The organism is Actimicrobium sp. GrIS 1.19 (assembly GCF_035984655.1).
In the GTDB taxonomy this organism is placed as follows: Bacteria; Pseudomonadota; Gammaproteobacteria; order Burkholderiales; family Burkholderiaceae_D; genus Actimicrobium.
In genome coordinates, this window is record NZ_JAXCHT010000023.1 from 18916 (window position 1) to 39096 (window position 20181).

The window sequence follows — 20181 nt, forward strand, 5'->3', positions numbered from 1 at the left end:
GGAGCACCAGCCTTGACCGTCAATTAATCAACACCTGATGCAACGACTGCACCGCAGCGGCACCCTCGCCCACCGCCGCCGCAACCCGCTTGACCGAGCCGCTGCGTACGTCGCCGACGGCAAAGATGCCGGGGCGGCTGGTTTCCAGATAATGCGGGCTGCGGTCAAGTGGCCACGCACCGGGCGGCAAGGCATCGCCGGTCAGCACGAACTGCTTTGGATCGAGTGCCAGGCAATCGCCCAGCCAGCTGGTATTGGGCTCGGCGCCGAGAAACAGGAACAGGTGTCGCACCGGCAGCGTCTGCATCGGCGCGTCGCGCCGCTCCAGGCATAAACTCTCCAGATGCGATTCACCGTGCAACGCCGCCACCCGGGTTTGCCGGTGCAGCGTGATGTTGGCGGCGGCCTCGATGCGCTGGATCAGGTAATGCGACATGCTGGCAGCCAGCCCGTCGGCGCGCACCACGATATGCACCTGCTTCGCATAGCGCGACAGGAACACTGCCGCTTGCCCGGCCGAATTGCCGCCGCCCACCACCACGATCTCTTCGCTGGTGCAGAAAGTCGCTTCCATGTACGACGCGTTGTAATACACGCCGCGTCCTTCGTAGCGCGCCAGCTCCGGCAGTTCCGGCTTGCGGTAGCGCGCGCCGGTGGCGATGACGATGGCGCGCGCATGCAGCCGCTCGCCATTGTCGAGTCCGATGTCGTAGCCCAGCTCGTCGCCCTGGCACACCACATCGACCACTTCCACCGGGACCGCGACTTCGGCGCCGAACTTGCGCGCCTGTGACAGGCCGCGACCGGCCAGCGCCTGGCCGGAAATCCCGGTGGGAAAGCCAAAGTAATTCTCGATTTTCGAGCTGGTGCCGGCCTGCCCGCCGGGTGCCTTGGCGTCGAGCACCGCCACCGGCAATCCTTCCGAGGCGGCATACACAGCCGCAGCCAGCCCGCCCGGGCCAGCGCCGACCACCACCACGTCGAACTGCCGGCCATGCAACGAGTCGGGACTGATGCCGGTGGCGTCGGCCAGATCGCGAATACTAGGCCGGCGCAGGATCGCGCCCTGCGGCGTGACCACCGCCGGCACGTCGTCGACGGTGATGTCGAAGCGCGCCATCATGTCGGCCGTGGTGTCGTGCTCGTGGATATCGAAGTACGCTGCCGGTTGCCCATTGCGCGCCATGAATTCGCGCAGCTGCAAGGTTTCAGGCGCGCGCTGCGAACCGATCAGGATCACGCCGCCGGACTGGTCCTGGATATACGCCACGCGGCGCAGAATGTAGGCGCGCATGATGGTTTCGCTCAGCTCGGCCTCGGTGATGACGAGCGTGCGCAAGGCATCTTCTTCGATCACCAGCAAATCGCAGTCGGTCAGCGCGCACCCGGTTGCCACTGCTGCGCGTCCCGCCAGCGTTGCCGCTTCGCCGGTGAACATGCCGGCGCTGTGCACGCCGATCACGCGGGCCTCCAGCGCTGACTGGCGGGTGATCTCGATCTGCCCGTCGAAAATGACAAACATCGGAATATGGCGCTGCCCCTGTTCGAACAAAATGCTGCCGGCAGGGAACATGCGACGTTCTCCGTAGCGTTCCATCACGGCGAACTGTTCGGCGGTCAGGGAAGGAAAAATCTGTTGTCGACGGGTACTGTCGATGCCGGCGTGTGCGCTCGGTGAGAGGGGTGTGGTCATGATGGCGCCCGTTACTGTGGGTTGTATGGAGCCCGGCACCAGCGCGCTGTCGTGCTGGTCGGGCCGGGTGTCGCGGCGCGCTCCAGTGTAGCCCAGCCGACGGCAATCGGTGTCGACGGCATGATGACAACCATTTGATGGGACAGGACGGCAGGACGGGAAGACGGCGGCGCAAGAGGCCGGAACAACGCAGACCGTGCGCCGACGCTGCGGTTTTCCGTAGCGCCACTGCATGCGGTCTGCCAGCTGCTTAGTTCACGATCACTTTCCGGGCGCGGCTGGCCACTTTTTTGGGCAACGACAGCTCCAGAATCCCATCGTTGTATTTCGCCTCGACCTTTTCATCGTCGATGTCGGTGGCGAGCGTGAAGCTGCGATATTGCTGGCCGTAGTAGCGCTCGCTGCGCACCACCGTGCGGCCCTCTTTTTCCTCGGTTTCACGCTTGGTTTCGGCGCTGATCGAGACCTGGTTGTGATCGACATCGACCTTGATGTCGTCTTTCTTTACTCCGGGAATTTCAGCCTTGACCAGATAGTTCTGTTCATTTTCGGTCACCTCGATACGGATGCGCGGCTCCGTTTCAAAATCGCGCAGTCCCGGCATCAGGCTGAAATCGCGGAAAAAATCTTCGATGCCGCGCAGCGGTTTGATGCGGGCTATCTCGTTGAACGGATCGAAACGGGTCAGGTTGCTGGCCATACTGTTCTCCATGAAAGTGGCGTTGAGGGAAAAAACCTTTCCTGCTAATTTTCAGCGGCTGTTGCTGGATTCTTCCTGCTGATGACGCTGGATGCGCGGCCAGCTGGCCTGGGTCAGGTCCAGCTTCACGGCGATCTCAGCGTCAATCGTTGCATGATCGAGCGGGACCCATCGTTGCAGCAATTCAATGGCGTGGCGCGCCGCGTCAAACCGACCCAGCATCACATCCGGAACCACGTTATGCAGCGCCGCGAGCACACGTGCGTGTTGTTCGCGATGGTTGTGCAAGCCGGGCAGGCCGAGCTCCTCCATGCGTGCCTCTTCGTCGCGGAAGTTGCATTCCATGCTGAAGATCAACGCAAACAGATGTGGCCCGAAGGTGTGGTCCGGCAGGGTTTCAAGGCAAGTCAGTTGTTCGATCAGGTCGTGGTGCGGATGATCCGGATCGGCAACGGCAGTGGCCGCGGCCGGTGGAGAAAAGTGCGCTTCCATTTGTGGTTCCAGTCACGCGGTCAGCATCAGGTTAAGGTGAACGGTGCAGCGGTTCAGGCGCCAAAAGCGGGGTAAGCCGCCACTTCGCAGTGCGCATTCAAATTTAAACGTAAACATGCGGCACCGCAGTAGCGGCGCTTGATCGAAGTCAAAGGATGAGCAAAGTTAGTTCGATCGGCTGGCGGCTCGACCTGCCCCGATGTAACCGCATGCCGTGGTTTCGCGCGTCCTGCCGAACAATGTCATTCGGAGGCGCCCGCCAGGGTTCTTTTAGTTGGCCGCGAGTGAAGTAAAATTCCGGCCTCTGACAAAGATTCCCTATTGAAAGTCTCCATTGACCTCACCGCCAGCCTCATCCCCTCCGTCCGCGCAACTGAGCATTCCCGACGCCCTCGCGCTGGCGTACCAGCACTGGAACGCGGGCCAGGCCGATCAGGCCGAACAGTTGTGTCAGCGTGTGCTGGCAGTGTGGCCCGGGCAGGCCGACGCCTTGCAGCTGATGGGCATCATGGCGCACGCGTATGGCAACCTGGATCTGGCGATTACCCATCTGCGCCAGGCCTGCCTGGCGCCGCGCACACCGGCGACCCACTTCAGCAATCTGGCCGAGATGTGCCGGCAAAAAGGACTGTTGGCCGAAGCGGAACAAGCCGGTCAACGCGCCGTGGCGCTCGACCCGAACCTGGTCGCAGCATGGAACAATCTCGGCATCATCCTGCAGGAAAGCGGCAAGCTCGACGCCAGCCTGCAATGTCTGGCGCGGGTGGTGGCGCTGCAGCCCGACGGCGCCGTGGCGCATAACAACCTGGCCAATACCTACCGCCGGCTGGGCCGACTCGAACCTGCCGATGCGCACTACCGCAAGGCCATCGCGCTCAATCCGGGTTACGCCGAGGCGTACAGCAATCTGGCCTTCCTGCTCAGTTCGCAGGGACAGTTCGATGCTGCTGCGGCGGCGGCCCGCCATGCCATCGAGCTCAATCCCCGCCTCGCCGATGCTTATCTGAATCTGGCCGAGATCGAGAGCGCGCGCCTGCGCAACCACGAGGCGATGCGTTGGCTCGATGCCCTGCTGTCGTTCGCGCCGCAACATGCCGCCGGGCTGGCGGCACGGGCCCAGGTGCTGCGCAAGATGGATCGCCTCGAGGAGGCGCTGGCGTGCGCCCATCAGGCGCTGGCGTGCGCCCAGCAGGCGCTGGCGCTCGCGCCGCACACTTGAGCGGCGCAGACGACGGTATCGTTCCCGCCGCGATTGCCCAGCGCTTTGCCACTGCCGCCGGAGGCGCCTGCACGCAACTCCGCACGCTGCCGCAGCTCCGCCATGATGGCGACTGGGCGTCGCTGTGGCCCGGCCTGTTGCTGATCACTCCCCGTTGCCTTGCCCCTCACCCGACCCTGCCATGAAACCAGACCTGACTCCCGTTGTGCATACCCTCGACGCCACTACCCGGGCGACCCACTACGGCCATCCCGGCGCGGTGCTGTGGCTCACGGGTCTGTCGGCATCCGGCAAATCGTCGCTGTCGATGGCACTGGAGCAGGCCCTGATGGCACGCGGCTATTCCTGTTACGTGCTCGATGGCGACAATTTGCGCCATGGCCTCAACGCCAATCTCGGTTTCAGTCCGGCCGGACGCAGCGAAAACATCCGGCGCGTTGGCGAAGTCGCCGCCCTGTTTGCCGATGCCGGACTGATCTGCATTACCGCCTTCATTTCACCGTATCGTGCCGATCGGGCACGGGCACGCCAATCCTGCCGCAGCCAATTCCACGAAATTCACGTCGCCGCATCGCTGGCGACTTGCGAGGCGCGTGATCCCAAGGGCCTGTACCGCAAGGCCCGCAGCGGCGAACTGCAGGACTTCACCGGCATCAGCGCGCCTTACGAAGCGCCGGAACATCCTGACCTGACCATCGACACGACCTCGGACAGCCTGCCGGCAAGCCTGCAGAAATTGCTCGACTACGTGATCGCGCATTACCCGCTCGGCGCGCCGGCAGGGTCTGCCGGCTTGGCTGGCGCCGCCGACCCGACCGCATAGCCTGCGCCACCGGGAGGCGGCGGTTCAAGCGATGCACCGCCGCGGCAGCTGACGCCGGCGCCGGTGTGCTTGCCAGCCTCGCCTGCATGCAGTCGATACGCACCTGCCACGCGGTCGCAGCGTCAGTGCAGGCGCTGGCCGGACGGACCAGCGCCCTGCATATCCGGCGCAACACACGTCGCACCAGCACGGGGCAGGCTCTGCCTGATTACCACCCTTGCGTGCCCGGCCGCATCGGATTCATGCCTTTTTCGCATCATTCGAGGGATTTTCAGTTGGCACATATTCTGCTAACTGAAGATGGCGATTTCTCGCGACCAGGTCGGTCAACCCAACAACAGGAGTAATCATGTCCCGTCGCACCCTACTCAAGGCCAGCGCCCTCGGCGCTCTCTCCGTACTCGCTTCTGCCTGGCTGGCGCCAGCGTTCGGCGCCGACACCATCAAGGTCGGCATCCTGCACTCGCTGTCGGGCACGATGGCGATTTCGGAAACGTCGCTCAAGGATGTCGCCCTGATGACCATCGAAGACATCAACGCCAAGGGCGGCGTGATGGGCAAGATGCTGGAACCGGTAATCGTCGATCCCGCTTCGAACTGGCCGTTGTTTGCCGAAAAGGCACGCCAGCTGATCGCCCAGGACAAGGTTGCCGTGGTGTTCGGTTGCTGGACCTCGGTGTCGCGCAAATCGGTGCTGCCGGTGTTCAAGGAACTCAACAGCCTGCTGTTCTATCCGGTGCAGTACGAAGGCGAGGAGCTTGAAAAGAATGTGTTCTACACCGGCGCCGCACCGAACCAGCAAGCCATCCCGGCCACCGAATACCTGATGTCCAAGGAAGGCGGCGGCGCCAAGCGTTTCGTGCTGCTGGGCACCGACTACGTGTATCCGCGCACCACCAATAAAATCCTGCGCGCGTTCCTGAAATCAAAAGGCGTCAAGGACAGCGACATCGACGAGGTCTATACCCCGTTCGGTCATTCCGATTATCAAACCATCGTCGCCAACATCAAGAAGTTTGCCGCCGGCGGCAAGACAGCAGTGATCTCGACCATCAATGGCGACTCCAACGTGCCGTTCTACAAGGAACTCGGCAACGCCGGCCTGAAGGCAACCGATGTGCCGGTGGTGGCGTTCTCGGTCGGTGAAGAAGAATTGCGCGGCGTCGATACCAAGCCATTGCTCGGACATCTGGCGGCGTGGAATTATTTCGAGTCGGTCAAGAATCCGGTCAACGACGCCTTCATCAAGCAATGGAAAGCCTACGCGCTTGCCAAGAAACTGCCGAACGCCGCCACCGTGGTCACCAACGACCCGATGGAAGCAACCTATGTCGGTATCCACATGTGGAAACAGGCGGTTGAAAAAGCCAAGAGCACCGATACCGACAAGGTCATCGCCGCAATGGCCGGCCAAACCTTCAAGGCACCTTCAGGTTTCGAGCTGACCATGGACGCCACCAATCACCATTTGCACAAGCCGGTCATGATTGGCGAAATCAAGGGTGACGGCCAGTTCAATGTAGTCTGGAAAACCAAGGGTCCGGTACGGGCGCAGCCATGGAGCCCATACATCGTGGGCAACGAAGGCAAGCAAAAGCTGTAATGCCACGCTTTGCCAACCGGCTGGTCCGGTTGGCATCTGATTCACGCCGTCCTGGAAAAAGCAGCGCATGAGACTCCCAAAACTATCGCTGTTGCTGGCCCCCCTGTTTCTGCACGCGTTGGTGGCGCACGCCGCCATCGATGCGTCATTGCTCAAGCCGCTGGCGGGCGATGATCCCGACGCCCGCATTGCCGCAGTCGGCCAGATTGCCGTGCTGGCCAACGACGATGCCGCACGCATTCTGAATGCACTCAATACCGATTCCCTGTCGGCCACGCCGGATGGCCGGGTCGTCATCGTCAGTGGCGACACCGCCTACGATCCGGCCACCGACAAGACCATCCCGTTACCAGCAGAACTCGACGCCATCAGCGTCAACAACCGCCTGCGCGGCGCAGTCGCCCAAGCGCTGGCGGGCTTGCGCCTGTTCTCGCCCAGCCGCGTGGTGCGCCTGGCCGCCGTGCGCGACATGCAGAGCAATCCGTCGCTGGAGCAAACGCCGTTGATCGCCAAGGCGCTCGGCACCGAATCCGACCCGCAAATCCGCGCCCTGCTGCAACTGGTCTCGGCCACCGCCAACCTGCAATCGCCCGATGCCGGTGTGCGCAAGAGCGCGGTGCGGGAACTGGCTGCCAGCACTAATGCCAACCTGCGGCCGATCCTGCTGAACATGCTCGAGAAGGCGCCCGACGGCAGCAACAACGAGCCTGATCCGGCGGTGCGCATCGAAGTGGTCGCCACGCTGTCGGCGCTGAATGCGCGCATCGCCCGCACCGAATTCATCGGCAATCTGTTCTACGGCATCTCGCTGGGCAGCGTGCTGCTGCTGACCGCGCTCGGACTGGCGATCACGTTCGGCCTGATGGGCATCATCAACATGGCGCACGGCGAATTGCTGATGCTGGGCGCCTACACCACCTACGGCTGCCAGCTGCTGTTCCGGCACTATTTTCCAGCGGCGCTGGACGCCTATCTACTGGTCGCGCTGCCGGCCGCCTTCCTGGTCACGGCCGCCATCGGCATTGCGCTCGAACGCACCGTGATTCGCTGGCTGTATGGCCGCCCGCTCGAAACGCTGCTGGCCACCTGGGGCATCAGCCTGATGCTGATGCAGTCGGTGCGAACGCTGTTCGGCGCCCAGAACGTCGAGGTCGCCAATCCGTCGTGGATGTCGGGCGGCGTCACGGTACTCGGCTCACTGGTGCTGTCGTACAACCGGATTGTGATCATCTTCTTCGCCCTGTTCGTGGTGCTGGCGGTCTGGCTGGTGCTCAACAAGACCCGGCTTGGATTGTTCGTGCGGGCGGTGACGCAGAACCGGCGCATGGCCGATTGCGTCGGCGTCGCCACCGGCAAGATCGACATGCTGACGTTCGGTCTGGGGTCCGGCATCGCCGGCCTGGGCGGAGTGGCGCTGTCGCAGCTCGGCAATGTCGGCCCGGACCTGGGGCAGAGTTATATCGTCGACTCGTTCATGGTGGTCGTGCTGGGCGGGGTCGGACAATTGGCCGGCACCGTCATCGCCGCCATCGGACTGGGTGAGGTCAACAAATTCCTCGAACCGGTGGCCGGCGCGGTGATGGCGAAGATCGTCATCCTGATCTGCATCATCGTGTTCATCCAGAAGCGCCCGCAAGGCCTGTTTGCACTGAAAGGCAGGAGCGCAGAATGAGGCCCGCACTGTTTTCCAAATCGGCCTGGACCGCGCTGGTCGCCGTAACGATGCTGCTGGCCCTGCTGCCGCTGCTCAATCTGCTGTTTGCCGATGGCCACGCGCTGCATGTGTCGAGCTACGCCATCTCGCTGATCGGCAAATTCATGTGCTATGCGCTGGCGGCGCTGGCGCTCGATCTGGTGTGGGGCTATACCGGCATCCTGTCGCTCGGACATGGGGTGTTCTTCGCGCTGGGCGGTTATGCGCACGGCATGTACCTGATGCGGGCAATCGGCCGCGATGGCGTGTACCAAAGCAACCTGCCGGATTTCATGGTCTTCCTCGACTGGAAAGCCTACCCGTGGTACTGGTCGCTGACCGATAATTTCTGGTACTGCATGGCGCTGGTGGTGCTGGCGCCGGGCGTGCTGGCGTTCGTGTTCGGCTATTTCGCGTTTCGCTCGCGCATCAAGGGCGTGTACTTCTCGATCATCACGCAGGCCATGACCTTCGCCTTCATGCTGCTGTTCTTCCGCAACGACACCGGCTTCGGCGGCAACAACGGCTTCACCGATTTCAAGCGCATCCTCGGCTTTTCGATCACGGCGGCGCCGACCAAGGCGGCGCTGTACCTGATCACGCTGGGCGTGCTGGTGGCCGCGCTGATTGGTTGCCGCTGGATCGTCACCTCCAAGCTCGGGCGGGTGCTGCAGGCCGTGCGCGACGCCGAGTCGCGCCTGATGTTCGTCGGCTACAACCCATTGCACTTCAAGCTGTTCGTCTGGACCCTGTCGGCCGTCCTGTGCGGCATTGCCGGCGCGCTGTATGTGCCGCAGGTGGGCATCATCAATCCATCCGAAATGTCGCCCGGGAATTCGATCGAAATGGTGATCTGGGCGGCGGTCGGCGGGCGCGGCTCGCTGGTCGGGCCGATCCTCGGCGCCTTCACGGTCAACGGCCTGAAGAGCTGGTTTACCGCGGCGTTTCCCGATCTGTGGCTGTTTGCACTCGGCCTGCTGTTCATTCTGGTGACGCTGTTCATGCCGCAGGGAATCCTCGGGCTGATGGCAAAACTGCGCCGAAAGGAAACGCCATGACAACCGAACCCGGCGACGCCGGCGGCTCCTACCAGCGCGTCAAGAGCGCTGGCCTCGACACCGTCCACGGCGCCATCCTGTACCTCGACGACATCACCGTCTCGTTCGATGGCTTCAAGGCGCTCAACAAGCTCAGCCTCGACATTTCGGTCGGCGAACTGCGCTGCATCATCGGGCCCAACGGCGCCGGCAAGACCACCATGATGGACGTCATCACCGGCAAGACCCGGCCCAGTTCCGGCACTGCCTTTTTCGGCCAGACCATCGATCTGTCGCGCATGACCGAGTACGACATCGCGCACGCCGGCATCGGCCGCAAGTTCCAGCGTCCGACCGTGTTCGAGCAGCACACCGTGTTCGAGAACCTCGAACTGGCCATGAAGATGGACAAGCGCGTGCGGCCGACGCTGTGGTTTCGCCTGAGCTCCGAGCAAAAAGGCCGCATCGACGAGGTGCTCAAGCTGATCCGCCTGCATGGCAACGAAACGCGGCTGGCCGGGCTGCTGTCGCACGGCCAGAAGCAATGGCTGGAAATCGGCATGCTGCTGATGCAGGAGCCGCAACTGATCCTGCTGGACGAACCGGTGGCCGGCATGTCCGACGCCGAGACCGCGCGCACCGCCGAACTGCTCAACGAATTGCGCGGCAAGCATTCGATCATGGTGGTCGAGCACGACATGGGCTTTGTCACCGAAATCGCGCAGGGTGGCAAGGTCACCGTACTGCACGAAGGCGCGGTGCTGGCCGAGGGCACCATGCAGCAGGTGCAAGCCGACGAACGCGTCATTGAAGTCTACCTGGGACGATAAACATGCTTGAAGTCGCACAGGTCAATCAGCACTACGGCTCGTCGCACACGCTGCGCGGGATCTCGCTCAAGCTGGCGCGCGGCGAATGCCTGGCGCTGCTGGGCCGCAACGGGGTCGGCAAGACCACCCTGCTGAAATGCCTGATGGGCGTGCTGCCGGTCTCGTCCGGCACCATCACTTTCGAAGGGCGCGACATCACGCGCCTGAAACCGCATCAGCGCGCCGCGGCCGGGATTGCCTACGTGCCGCAGGGGCGCGAGATCTTTGCCCGCCTGAGCGTCGAAGAAAATCTGCTGATGGGCATGGCCAGCCTGTCCGGCGCGCGCGCTGCGATCATCAAGCAAGAAATCTTCACGCTGTTCCCGGTGCTCAAGGAGATGCTGCAACGTCGCGGCGGCGACCTGTCCGGCGGCCAGCAACAGCAGCTGGCGATTGCCCGCGCCCTGTTGCAGGAACCGCGCCTGATCATCTTCGACGAACCGACCGAAGGCATCCAGCCGTCGATCATCAAGGACATCGAGCGCGTCATCCGGCTGCTGCGCCAGCGCGGTGACATCGGCATCCTGCTGTGCGAGCAGTATTTCGATTTTGCCCATGCACTGGCCGATCACTTCGTGGTGCTGTCACGCGGCGAAGTCGTCGCCAGCGGCGGCCACGCAGCAATGGATAGCGGGGACGTGCGACGTCACCTGGCGGTATAGTCGGGCATGCGCCTGAGTACCGACACCGCCCTCCCCGCCCGCAGCCATTGGCAAGCCCTGCTCACGCTCGGCTTCGATGACGATGCCGGCACCACCCGGCTGACCGAGCGACGTCATCTGGGTCCGTTGCGGGTCCAGAAAGCGCTGTATCCGGAGCACCGCTCGGTGTGCCACGCGATCATCGTCCATCCGCCCGGCGGCGTGGTCGGCGGCGACCAGCTGGCGATCAACGTGCGGGTTGGCGCGGGCGCATCAGTATTGCTCAGCAGCCCTGGCGCGGCCAAGTGGTATCGCGCCAACGGCCACGTCTCGCAGCAAACCGTGCGGCTGACGGTGGCGCCCGGCGCGACGCTGGAATGGATGCCGCAGGAGACGATATTTTTCAACGGCGCACAGGTCGAGCTCGACACGGCGCTGGAACTGGACGGCGACGCGCGGTATATCGGCATCGAGATCCTGTGTTTTGGCCGCACTGCGTCGGGCGAGCAATTCGACCATGGCAGCATCCGCCAGCGCAGCACGATCCGCCGTGACGGCAAGCTGATCTGGAACGAACAGGGTCGGATTGGCGGCGGCGATGCGGCCATGCACAGCCCGCTCGGACTGGCCGGCAACACGGTATGTGCGACCTTGCTGGCGGTCGGCCCGCCACTGACGCCGCAGGCGCTGCGCAGCATGCGCGAACAGCTCGGGCCGCAGGTTGGCGTCAGCCAGGTCGGTGCTGTGCTGGTGGTGCGCATGCTCAGCCAGCGCAGCGAACTGGCGCGCGGCGCCATGCTGCAGGCATGGCAACTCCTGCGGCCATTGATGACGGCGCGCGCGGCAGTGGTGCCGCGCATCTGGAACACGTAAAAACATTCATTACAAGGCATCCCATGGATCTGACCCCGCGAGAAAAAGACAAGCTGCTCATCTTCACCGCCGCCCTGCTGGCGGAACGGCGCATGGCGCGCGGCGTCAAGCTCAACTATCCGGAAGCGATCGCACTGATCACGGCGGCGATCATGGAAGGCGCGCGTGACGGCAAGACCGTCGCCGAGCTGATGTCGGACGGCACCCGCATCCTGGCCCGCGCCGACGTGATGGAAGGCATCGCCGAGATGATTCCCGACATTCAGGTCGAAGCCACTTTCCCCGACGGCACCAAGCTGGTCACCGTCCACCACCCGATACCCTGAGAGGCCCACCATGATTCCAGGAGAAATGCTGATCGAACCGGGCGACATTGCCCTCAACGTCGGGCGTCGCACCGCCAGCCTGACGGTGGCCAACAGCGGCGACCGGCCGATCCAGGTCGGCTCGCACTTTCATTTCCATGAAACCAATGCGGCGCTGCAGTTCGATCGCGATGCCGCCTACGGCATGCGCCTGAACATTGCCGCCGGCACCGCAGTGCGCTTCGAGCCGGGCCAGCAACGCACCATCGAACTGGTCGCGCTGGCCGGTGCGCGCGCGGTGTATGGCTTCAACGGCGCCGTGATGGGCCAACTCAAATGAGCACCATCTCGCGCCAGGCCTATGCCGAAATGTTCGGCCCCACCACCGGCGACCGCGTGCGGCTGGCCGACACCGACCTGTTCATCGAGATCGAGATGGATTTCGCGACCTACGGCGAAGAGGTCAAGTTCGGCGGCGGCAAGGTGATCCGCGATGGCATGGGCCAGTCGCAGCGCAACCATGCCGACGTGATGGACACCGTGATCACCAACGCCGTCATCGTTGACCACTGGGGCATCGTCAAGGCCGACATCGGCCTGAAGAACGGGCTGATCGCGGCCATCGGCAAGGCCGGCAATCCGGACATCCAGCCCGACGTGACGATGGCCATTGGCGGCGCCACCGAAATCATCGCCGGCGAAGGCATGATCGTCACTGCCGGCGGGGTCGATTCGCACATCCATTTCATCTGCCCGCAGCAGATCGAGGCGGCCCTGATGTCGGGCGTGACCACCATGCTCGGCGGCGGCACCGGACCGGCAGCCGGCACCGCCGCCACCACCTGCACGCCGGGCCCGTGGCACCTGCATGCAATGCTGGGCGCGACCGATGCCTTCGCCATGAACATCGGCCTGATGGGCAAAGGCAATGTCAGCCTGCCGACTCCGCTGGAAGAACAGGTGCGGGCCGGCGCGATCGGCCTGAAACTGCACGAAGACTGGGGCAGCACGCCGGCGGCAATCGATAACTGCCTGGCCGTGGCCGACCGCATGGACGTGCAGGTGGCGATCCACACCGACACCCTGAACGAAGCCGGCTTTCTGGAAAACACGCTGGCCGCCTTCAAGGACCGCACCATCCACACCTTTCATACCGAGGGCGCCGGCGGCGGCCACGCACCGGACATCATCGCCGCGGTCGGACAGGGCAATGTGCTGCCGTCGTCGACCAATCCGACCCGTCCGTACACGGTCAACACGCTCGACGAACATCTCGACATGCTGATGGTCTGCCACCATCTGGATGCCGCGATTGCCGAAGACATTGCCTTCGCCGAATCGCGCATCCGGCGCGAGACCATCGCCGCCGAAGACATCCTGCATGACCTTGGCGCGATCAGCATGATGTCGTCCGATTCGCAGGCCATGGGCCGGGTCGGCGAAGTCATCCTGCGCACCTGGCAAAGCGCGCACAAGATGAAAACCCAGCGCGGCGCACTGCCCGAAGACAGCGCCCGCAACGACAATTTCCGCGTCAAGCGCTACATTGCCAAGTACACCATCAACCCGGCCATCACCCATGGCATCAGCCACATGGTCGGTTCGATCGAGGTCGGCAAGCTGGCCGATCTGGTGTTGTGGAAGCCGGCCTTTTTTGGCGTCAAGCCATCGATGATCATCAAGGGCGGCATGATTGCCGCGGCCCAGATGGGCGACCCGAGCGCCTCGATCCCGACGCCGCAGCCGGTGCATTACCGCAAGATGTTCGGCGCGTATGGCGGCGGCATCAAGACGTCATCGTTCACCTTCGTCTCGCAGGCGGCGCTCGACGACGGCCTGGCCGAGCGGCTCAAGCTCAACAAGAGCATGGTGGCGGTGAAGAACATGCGCCATCTGCGCAAGTCCGACATGATCCACAACAGCGCCACGCCGGTGATGGAAGTCGATTCGGAAACCTATGAAGTGCGGGCTGACGGCGCGCTGCTGGTCTGTCAGCCGGCCAGCGTGCTGCCGATGACGCAACGTTATTTTTTATTTTGAGATCACACCGATGCTGACCCTGAACACCAAAGTCACCGATGCCGAGCACATCGACGGCGAACTGAGCCTGCCCTACGAATTGCGCGAAAAAAGCCGGCTGCGCGCCACCCTGCACAGCGGCGAAGTGGTGGCCGTGTTCACCGTGCGCGGCACCGTCTTGCGCGGCGGTGACCTGCTGCGCGGCGACGACGGCCGCATCGTCCGGATCAGCGCCGCCGCCGAAGCGACCTATCGGATCACCTGTCCCGACGCGCATGCCTTGCTGCGTTGTGCCTTTCATCTTGGGAACCGCCATACCCAGGCCGAAGTCGGCGATGGCTATCTGCGCATCCGCGCCGACGCCGTGCTGGGCGACATGCTGCAGGGCCTCGGCGCCAGCATGAGCGAGGAGCAGGCGCCGTTCGAACCGGAAGCCGGCGCGTATGGCGGCGGCCACGGGCATCGCGACGACAGCCATCCGCTGGCGCCGATTCCGCTGCGCCAGCGCATCCATCGGCCTGATTCGGTCAAGGACTAGCATGCAGTCCAGCGCCCTGCTGCACTTGCTGCAGCTGGCCAGTCCGTCGCTGCCGGTGGGCGGCTACAGCTATTCGCAAGGGCTGGAGGCGGCCATGGAAGCCGGGCTGGTGACCGATGCCGCCTCGGCGCGCCGCTGGATTGTCGATGCGCTGCAGCAGGTGGTGGCGCGCTGCGAAGCGCCGATCCTGTGGCGCCTGATGCGGGCCTTTGCCGAACGCGACGCCGCCGCGCTGGCGCACTGGACCAGCTACTTCCTCGCCGCGCGCGACAGCGCCGAGCTGCGCGCCGAAACCATCCAGATGGGCTACTCGCTGGCGCAACTGGTGGCCGCCCTGCAGCTCGACGACGACGGTTTGCTGGCGCTGCTGCAGGCGCTGCCGGAGATCCCCTTTCCCAGCGCGTTGGCATATGCAGCGGTGGCGTTGCAGGTGCCACCGGATGCGGCGCTGCTCGGCATGCTGTTTTCGTGGGCCGAGAACCAGGTGCTGGTGTGCGTGAAATCGGTCCCGCTCGGGCAGGTCGCCGGCCAGCGCCTGCTTCTGTCGCTGCGGCCCGAACTGGCCCTGGCTGCGCAGCAGGCGCAGTCCATCGCCGATACCGACCTGTCGAGCTGGGCACCCGGACTATCGCTGTTATCCATGCAGCATGAAGTGCAATACAGCCGGTTGTACCGGTCCTGAACACGCCAACCCAATTTCACGGAGAAACCATGACCATCCCCAAAAATCCCCTGCGCGTCGGCATCGGCGGCCCGGTCGGGTCCGGCAAGACTGCGCTGTGCGAGATGCTCTGCAAGCGCATGCGCGACGACTACGACATGGCCGTCATTACCAACGACATCTACACCCGCGAGGACATGGAAATCCTGCTGCGCGCCGATGCGCTGCCGGCCGAACGGCTGATGGGCGTCGAGACCGGCGGTTGCCCGCACACCGCGATCCGCGAGGACGCCTCGATCAATCTCGAAGCGATCGCGCGCATGAGCGCCGAGTTTCCCGATCTCGACCTGATCCTGATCGAATCCGGCGGCGACAACCTGGCCGCCACCTTCAGCCCGGAGCTGTCCGACCTCACGCTGTACGTGATCGATGTCGCCGGCGGCGAGAAGATCCCGCGCAAGGGCGGCCCCGGCATCACCCGTTCCGATCTGCTGATCATCAACAAGATCGATCTGGCACCGTATGTCGGCGCCAATCTGGACGTGATGGCGACCGACGCCAAACGCATGCGCGGCGAGCGACCGTTCGTGTTCACCAATCTGCGCACCGGCGAAGGCGTCGATGAGGTCATTGCCTTCATCCGGCGCGAGGGATTGATGGAGTCGTAAGCGGCGCGCTGCACAATTGCGCCGGAATCGTCCCGCTGTTTGCGGCATGGGTCACGCATGAAGGCGCCATAATGTGGGCAATTCGCCAAGCGGATCTGATCGGCGTACCGTCTGGGGGGCGCCGAACCGCGCCGCTATCGGGCGCAGCGCATCACCACCTATGAAAGTACGCCGCCATCATGGTCACTTCAGTACAAGGCAACGCCGCCACCGCGCAAGCCACCGTCTCGGCAGACATCTACGCCAAAGTCGACAAAATCATCGCACCGCAAAAGTCCGGATTGATCAGGATTGCCGGCACCATTGCCAACGACCAGACCAGGCTGTCGGCACTGGGCCAGTTGCGCAGCGCGCTGGCCAGCTTTCAGTCGGTGGCGCAAGCGTTGTCCGGCGCCGGCCTGACCAGCACCGCGACGTCCAGCAGCAAGGGTGTGGTGGGCGCGACTGCCAGCGCCAGTGTCGTGGCCGGCACCCATGCGGTCGAGGTCAAGCAACTGGCCACCAGCCAGACCCTGGCAAGCGCCGTCCAGGCCAGCGCCAGCACCCCGATTGGCACCGGCTCCGTGACCACGATCACGATCGATGCAGGCAGCGCCGTGGACGGGAAATTCAGCGCCGACGGCGGCACCAGCAAAACCATCACAATCAGCAGCGGCAACAATACGCTGCAGGGCATCGCCGACGCCCTCAAGCAAGCCGGCATCGATACTGCGGTGGTCAAGAATGGCGATGGTTTCACGCTGTCGGTCAAGGGCCCGGCCGGCGCCAGCAACAGCTTGCGCGTCAGCGTCAGTGGCGACGCGGCAGTCAAGGACCTGCTGGCCTACAACCCGGTCGGCACCGGCAAGCTGACCCAGACCACGGCGGCTGGCGATGCCATCCTCAACGTCGATGGCAAGGACGTACGCAGCGCCAGCAACACGGTGAGCACGGCGATCGACGGTGTCACGCTGACATTGACCGCAGCCGGCAAGACCAGCGTCGTGGTGGCCCAGGACCCCAGCCAGATTGCGCGCAACGTTACCGATCTGGTGACTGCCTATAACAGTCTCAACAGCAAGATCACCGAACTGCAAAAAGGCGACCTGAAATCCGACCCGGCCCTGCAGCAGATCAGCAGCCAGCTGACCCGCCTGGTCGCCAGCGGCAGCTTCGGCAGTTTCGGCGCGCTCGGCAAAGCCGGAGTGTCGGTCGGCGCGGGCGGCAATCTCCAGGTCGACAACGTGCAACTGACCAGTGCCATCGCCGCCGATCCGCAAGCCATCGGCAAGCTGTTCACCGACAACGGCAATGGCATCGCCGACCAGTTTGCCAGCAAGCTGGCCAGCCTGACCGGCGACGGCGGCCGGCTGCAGAAGCAGGAAGCCACCGTCAACAAGGAACTGGCGGCGCTGGGCAAGAAGAAAGCCGACATCACGGCAGTGCTGTCGAAGGAAGCCACCGCACTGATCAAGCTGTACACCGACCAGCAAGCCAGCGCCAACAGTGGCGGCGGCTTGTTCGGTTCGGGCAACGGCAAGACTGCGTTCGATTACTTTGCCTGATACCGTGCCGACGCGGCGCAATCTCCCGAGTAACGCCATGAAACCGCAATTGATCGCCGCTTCGGCTGCATCTGACCGCTGGCAACATCGTTCCACCCCTCCTTTTTCTGAGAGCGACTTTTCCCTTGAGCCTTGATCCGGACGATTGGCACGACTTCAGGCAACACAGTCATCGCATGCTCGATGACATGCTCGACTATCTGGAAACGCTACGTGCGCGCCCGGTCTGGCAACCGATTCCGCAGTCTGTGCGCGATGAATTCACGCAGGCGTTGCCGCGCGCGCCAGGCACCCTGCCCGCGGCCCATGCCCAATTCATGCAATCGGTGTTGCCATATGCGGTCGGCAACGCGCATCCGGGCTTCTTCGGCTGGGTGCATGGCGGCGGCACGCCGGTCGGCATGGTGGCCGAGATGCTGGCGGCCGGTCTGAATGCCAATCTGGGCGGGCGCGACCAGATGCCGATCGAAGTCGAACACCAGGTCGTGCAATGGGTACGCGAGCTGTTTCAGTTTCCGGATAGCGCCAGCGGCCTGTTCGTCACCGGCACCTCGGGCGCCAATCTGATCGCCGTGCTGGTGGCGCGCACCCGGGCGCTCGGCGTGGCGGTGCGCCAGCACGGGTTGGGCGCCAGGGGCGAGCTGCTGGTGGCGTACACCTCGGCTGCCGCGCATGGCTGCATTGCCCAGGCCATGGATCTGGCCGGACTGGGCGTGAGCGCGCTGCGCATGATCGCCGTGGACGCCGACCATCGCATGGACACTGCCGCGCTGGAACGGGCCATTGCCGCCGATCTCGCGGCCGGCATGCAACCATTCCTGATCGTCGGCACGGCCGGCACGGTGGACGTCGGCGCGGTCGATCCGCTGCCGCAAATCGCTGCGATCGCGGCCCGCCACCAGCTCTGGTTTCATGTCGACGGCGCGTACGGCGCGCTGGGCATGTTGTCGGCCCAGGTCGCGCCACAACTGGCCGGTATCGAGCTGGCCGATTCGATCGCCTTCGACTTCCACAAATGGGGCCAGGTGCCCTACGACGCCGGCTTCATTCTGGTGCGCGACGGCGACCTGCACCACCAGACCTTCGCGGCGCCAGCGGCCTATCTGCAGCGCGACAGTCGCGGCATGGGCGCCGGTTCGCCGTGGCCGTGCGACTTCGGACCCGACCTGTCGCGCGGCTTTCGCGCGCTCAAGACCTGGTTCACGATCACCGTCTACGGCGCCGACCAGCTCGGCGCGATGATCGCCGAGACCTGTCGCCTGGCGCGCCAGTTTGCCGCGCAAGTCGCAGCGCAGCCGGAACTCGAACTGATGGCGCCGGTGGCGCTGAACATTGTCTGCTTCCGCTATCGCGCCAGCGACGCCATCAACGCCGAGATTGCCGCCGACATCCAGCAATCCGGCATCGCCGCACCCTCCACCACCCGGATCAACGGCGTGCTGGTGCTGCGTGCCGCGATTGTCAACCACCGTACCCGCGCCGACGATCTCGAGGTGCTGCTTGCCGCCACGTTGTCGTTCGGCGCACAGCGCATTGCCACCGCACAGGAACAACCATGACCATCGAATCCGAAACCGTGCGGGCCGGCTTGCCGCCATTGATTGGTGTGGCCGCGCTGATGCGGCGCGCCTTTGCCGGTGAAGACCTGCTGCCGCAGGGCGAAGAGTTGATGGCGCGCGCACAGCAGAACCCGCACGACGCCCATGCCTGGCTGGATTTCTCCACCGTGCTGCAGCTGACCGGCAATCGCGCCAATGCACTGGCGGTGCAAGCCGAGGCGATCGCGATCCAGTCGCTCTACCGCCTGCCGGCCCGTGGCCCCGGACCCGGCGTGCGGCTGCTGGTGATCATGGGGCCGGGCGATCTGATGTCGAACACGCCGGTCGAATTTCTGGTCGAGAATTCCGACGTGGCGCTGGAGCTGCTGTACCTGAACGCCGACGGCGACTGGCCGGCCAGCGTGCCGGACCACGACGTGATGCTGGTGGCGGTGGCCGAGTCGGATGCCAACCAGCCACTGCTGCAGCAACTGCGTGGCGCGGTGGCGCATTGGCCGCGCCCGTTCATCAACCATCCGGCGCAGATCGCGGTGCTGTCGCGCGATGGCGCCTGTGCCGCGCTGCAGGGCGTCGACGGACTCGACATGCCCGCCTCGGTGCGCATCGATCGGGCCGGGTTGCGTGCCATTGCGGATGGCGAAAACGCCCTCAGCGCCATCCTGCCAGACGGCGATTTCCCCATGATCGTGCGCCCGACCGGCTCGCACGCCGGACAGAATCTGGACCGCATGACCTGCGCCACCGACCTGCTGGCCTATCTCGACCGGGTCGATGCCGAGCGCTTCTACATTGCCCGCTTCGTTGATTACCGCAGCGCCGACGGCCAGTTCCGCAAGTACCGCATCACCGTCATCGATGGCCAGCCGTTGCTCTGCCATGCCGCGATTTCGTCGCACTGGATGATCCATTACCTGAATGCCGGGATGGCCGAGAGCGCTGCCAAGCGCGCCGAAGAGGCCGACTGCATGGCGCAGTTCGAGACCGGCTTTGCGCTGCGCCATGCTGCCGCCATTGCCGCCATCACCGACCGTCTCGGGCTGGCGTATTACGGCATCGACTGCGCCGAAACCAGCGATGGCAAATTGCTCATCTTCGAAGTCGACAATGCCATGATCGTGCATGACATGGACCCGCCCGACCTGTATCCGTACAAGAGCCCGGCCATGCGCAAGGTGTTCACGGCGTTCCGCGCATTGCTGGAACGCGTGCGCCAGACCGACGCGGCGACCTGAGTCGTGCGCGCC

19 protein-coding genes and 1 pseudogene are annotated in these 20181 nt (G+C 64.2%); 17 read left to right on the forward strand and 3 right to left on the reverse strand.

Features of this window, described 5'->3' with window-relative positions:
• Positions 1–19 precede the first annotated feature (19 nt).
• The 3 genes from RCH09_RS15365 to RCH09_RS15375 all read right to left on the reverse strand — a co-directional run bounded on the left by RCH09_RS15365 (position 20) and on the right by RCH09_RS15375 (position 2885).
• Complete coding sequence (locus RCH09_RS15365; RefSeq protein ID WP_326942004.1) at positions 20–1693, reverse strand: FAD-dependent oxidoreductase; 1674 nt, start codon at positions 1691–1693, stop codon at positions 20–22.
• A 250-nt stretch (positions 1694–1943) separates the two neighbouring features.
• On the reverse strand, positions 1944–2393 hold the full coding sequence (locus tag RCH09_RS15370) for an Hsp20/alpha crystallin family protein (protein WP_326942005.1): 450 nt from the start codon (positions 2391–2393) through the stop codon (positions 1944–1946).
• Positions 2394–2444: 51 nt separating this feature from the next.
• A complete protein-coding gene (locus RCH09_RS15375) occupies positions 2445–2885 on the reverse strand; it encodes a hypothetical protein (protein WP_326942006.1) in 441 nt (146 codons plus the stop codon).
• A gap of 334 nt (positions 2886–3219) precedes the next feature.
• On the opposite strand from RCH09_RS15375, the pseudogene RCH09_RS15380 reads away from it, so the two are divergent.
• The 17 genes and pseudogenes from RCH09_RS15380 to RCH09_RS15460 form a co-directional block, all read left to right on the forward strand.
• Positions 3220–4080 (forward strand): annotated as a pseudogene (locus RCH09_RS15380) (tetratricopeptide repeat protein); the annotation flags it as partial.
• Between the two features lie 205 nt (positions 4081–4285).
• On the forward strand, positions 4286–4927 hold the full coding sequence (gene cysC, locus RCH09_RS15385) for an adenylyl-sulfate kinase (RefSeq protein WP_326942007.1): 642 nt from the start codon (positions 4286–4288) through the stop codon (positions 4925–4927).
• 349 nt (positions 4928–5276) lie between these two features.
• Positions 5277–6530 (forward strand): urea ABC transporter substrate-binding protein, encoded by a 1254-nt coding sequence (urtA, locus tag RCH09_RS15390; protein ID WP_326942008.1) that lies wholly within the window; start codon positions 5277–5279, stop codon positions 6528–6530.
• Between the two features lie 67 nt (positions 6531–6597).
• A complete protein-coding gene (urtB, locus tag RCH09_RS15395) occupies positions 6598–8202 on the forward strand; it encodes an urea ABC transporter permease subunit UrtB (protein WP_326942009.1) in 1605 nt (534 codons plus the stop codon).
• On the forward strand, positions 8199–9281 hold the full coding sequence (gene urtC / locus RCH09_RS15400) for an urea ABC transporter permease subunit UrtC (RefSeq protein WP_326942011.1): 1083 nt from the start codon (positions 8199–8201) through the stop codon (positions 9279–9281). The genes urtB and urtC overlap by 4 nt, the downstream gene beginning before the upstream one ends.
• Positions 9278–10090 (forward strand): urea ABC transporter ATP-binding protein UrtD, encoded by an 813-nt coding sequence (gene urtD / locus RCH09_RS15405; protein ID WP_326942013.1) that lies wholly within the window; start codon positions 9278–9280, stop codon positions 10088–10090. The genes urtC and urtD overlap by 4 nt, the downstream gene beginning before the upstream one ends.
• A gap of 2 nt (positions 10091–10092) precedes the next feature.
• On the forward strand, positions 10093–10791 hold the full coding sequence (gene urtE / locus RCH09_RS15410) for an urea ABC transporter ATP-binding subunit UrtE (protein ID WP_326942014.1): 699 nt from the start codon (positions 10093–10095) through the stop codon (positions 10789–10791).
• Between the two features lie 6 nt (positions 10792–10797).
• Positions 10798–11643, forward strand: a complete 846-nt coding sequence (locus RCH09_RS15415) for an urease accessory protein UreD (RefSeq protein WP_326942015.1) — start codon at positions 10798–10800, stop codon at positions 11641–11643.
• A gap of 23 nt (positions 11644–11666) precedes the next feature.
• Positions 11667–11969 carry an urease subunit gamma gene (locus RCH09_RS15420; protein WP_326942016.1) on the forward strand — a complete coding sequence of 101 codons (303 nt, stop codon included), beginning with the start codon at positions 11667–11669 and terminating at the stop codon, positions 11967–11969.
• Positions 11970–11979: 10 nt separating this feature from the next.
• On the forward strand, positions 11980–12288 hold the full coding sequence (locus RCH09_RS15425) for an urease subunit beta (protein ID WP_326942017.1): 309 nt from the start codon (positions 11980–11982) through the stop codon (positions 12286–12288).
• Entirely contained in the window at positions 12285–13988 is a 1704-nt protein-coding gene (gene ureC, locus RCH09_RS15430) for an urease subunit alpha (RefSeq protein WP_326942018.1), read from the forward strand. Before RCH09_RS15425 ends, ureC begins: the two co-directional genes overlap by 4 nt.
• A gap of 10 nt (positions 13989–13998) precedes the next feature.
• Entirely contained in the window at positions 13999–14505 is a 507-nt protein-coding gene (gene ureE, locus RCH09_RS15435; RefSeq protein WP_326942019.1) for an urease accessory protein UreE, read from the forward strand.
• Between the two features lies 1 nt (position 14506).
• Entirely contained in the window at positions 14507–15187 is a 681-nt protein-coding gene (locus tag RCH09_RS15440) for an urease accessory protein UreF (protein ID WP_326942020.1), read from the forward strand.
• Positions 15188–15216: 29 nt separating this feature from the next.
• Positions 15217–15834 (forward strand): urease accessory protein UreG, encoded by a 618-nt coding sequence (gene ureG, locus RCH09_RS15445; protein ID WP_326942021.1) that lies wholly within the window; start codon positions 15217–15219, stop codon positions 15832–15834.
• Between the two features lie 179 nt (positions 15835–16013).
• Positions 16014–17378 (forward strand): flagellar filament capping protein FliD, encoded by a 1365-nt coding sequence (gene fliD, locus RCH09_RS15450; RefSeq protein WP_326942022.1) that lies wholly within the window; start codon positions 16014–16016, stop codon positions 17376–17378.
• A gap of 125 nt (positions 17379–17503) precedes the next feature.
• Positions 17504–18937, forward strand: coding sequence for a pyridoxal phosphate-dependent decarboxylase family protein (locus RCH09_RS15455; protein WP_326942023.1), 1434 nt, complete (start codon positions 17504–17506; stop codon positions 18935–18937).
• Positions 18934–20169 carry an ATP-grasp domain-containing protein gene (locus RCH09_RS15460; RefSeq protein WP_326942024.1) on the forward strand — a complete coding sequence of 412 codons (1236 nt, stop codon included), beginning with the start codon at positions 18934–18936 and terminating at the stop codon, positions 20167–20169. Before RCH09_RS15455 ends, RCH09_RS15460 begins: the two co-directional genes overlap by 4 nt.
• Positions 20170–20181 lie beyond the last annotated feature (12 nt).

Bases quoted from the DNA above. Each gene is read 5' to 3' on its own strand.
- ureC (WP_326942018.1), top strand. From the start codon at position 12,285: ATGAGCACCATCTCGCGCCAGGCCTATGCCGAAATGTTCGGCCCCACC.
- fliD (WP_326942022.1), top strand. From the start codon at position 16,014: ATGGTCACTTCAGTACAAGGCAACGCCGCCACCGCGCAAGCCACCGTC.
- RCH09_RS15440 (WP_326942020.1), top strand. From the start codon at position 14,507: ATGCAGTCCAGCGCCCTGCTGCACTTGCTGCAGCTGGCCAGTCCGTCG.
- urtC (WP_326942011.1), top strand. From the start codon at position 8,199: ATGAGGCCCGCACTGTTTTCCAAATCGGCCTGGACCGCGCTGGTCGCC.
- urtE (WP_326942014.1), top strand. From the start codon at position 10,093: ATGCTTGAAGTCGCACAGGTCAATCAGCACTACGGCTCGTCGCACACG.
- RCH09_RS15365 (WP_326942004.1), bottom strand. From the start codon at position 1,693: ATGACCACACCCCTCTCACCGAGCGCACACGCCGGCATCGACAGTACC.
- urtB (WP_326942009.1), top strand. From the start codon at position 6,598: ATGAGACTCCCAAAACTATCGCTGTTGCTGGCCCCCCTGTTTCTGCAC.
- RCH09_RS15420 (WP_326942016.1), top strand. From the start codon at position 11,667: ATGGATCTGACCCCGCGAGAAAAAGACAAGCTGCTCATCTTCACCGCC.
- RCH09_RS15370 (WP_326942005.1), bottom strand. From the start codon at position 2,393: ATGGCCAGCAACCTGACCCGTTTCGATCCGTTCAACGAGATAGCCCGC.
- RCH09_RS15425 (WP_326942017.1), top strand. From the start codon at position 11,980: ATGATTCCAGGAGAAATGCTGATCGAACCGGGCGACATTGCCCTCAAC.
- RCH09_RS15375 (WP_326942006.1), bottom strand. From the start codon at position 2,885: ATGGAAGCGCACTTTTCTCCACCGGCCGCGGCCACTGCCGTTGCCGAT.
- urtD (WP_326942013.1), top strand. From the start codon at position 9,278: ATGACAACCGAACCCGGCGACGCCGGCGGCTCCTACCAGCGCGTCAAG.
- urtA (WP_326942008.1), top strand. From the start codon at position 5,277: ATGTCCCGTCGCACCCTACTCAAGGCCAGCGCCCTCGGCGCTCTCTCC.
- ureE (WP_326942019.1), top strand. From the start codon at position 13,999: ATGCTGACCCTGAACACCAAAGTCACCGATGCCGAGCACATCGACGGC.
- cysC (WP_326942007.1), top strand. From the start codon at position 4,286: ATGAAACCAGACCTGACTCCCGTTGTGCATACCCTCGACGCCACTACC.
- RCH09_RS15460 (WP_326942024.1), top strand. From the start codon at position 18,934: ATGACCATCGAATCCGAAACCGTGCGGGCCGGCTTGCCGCCATTGATT.
- ureG (WP_326942021.1), top strand. From the start codon at position 15,217: ATGACCATCCCCAAAAATCCCCTGCGCGTCGGCATCGGCGGCCCGGTC.
- RCH09_RS15415 (WP_326942015.1), top strand. From the start codon at position 10,798: ATGCGCCTGAGTACCGACACCGCCCTCCCCGCCCGCAGCCATTGGCAA.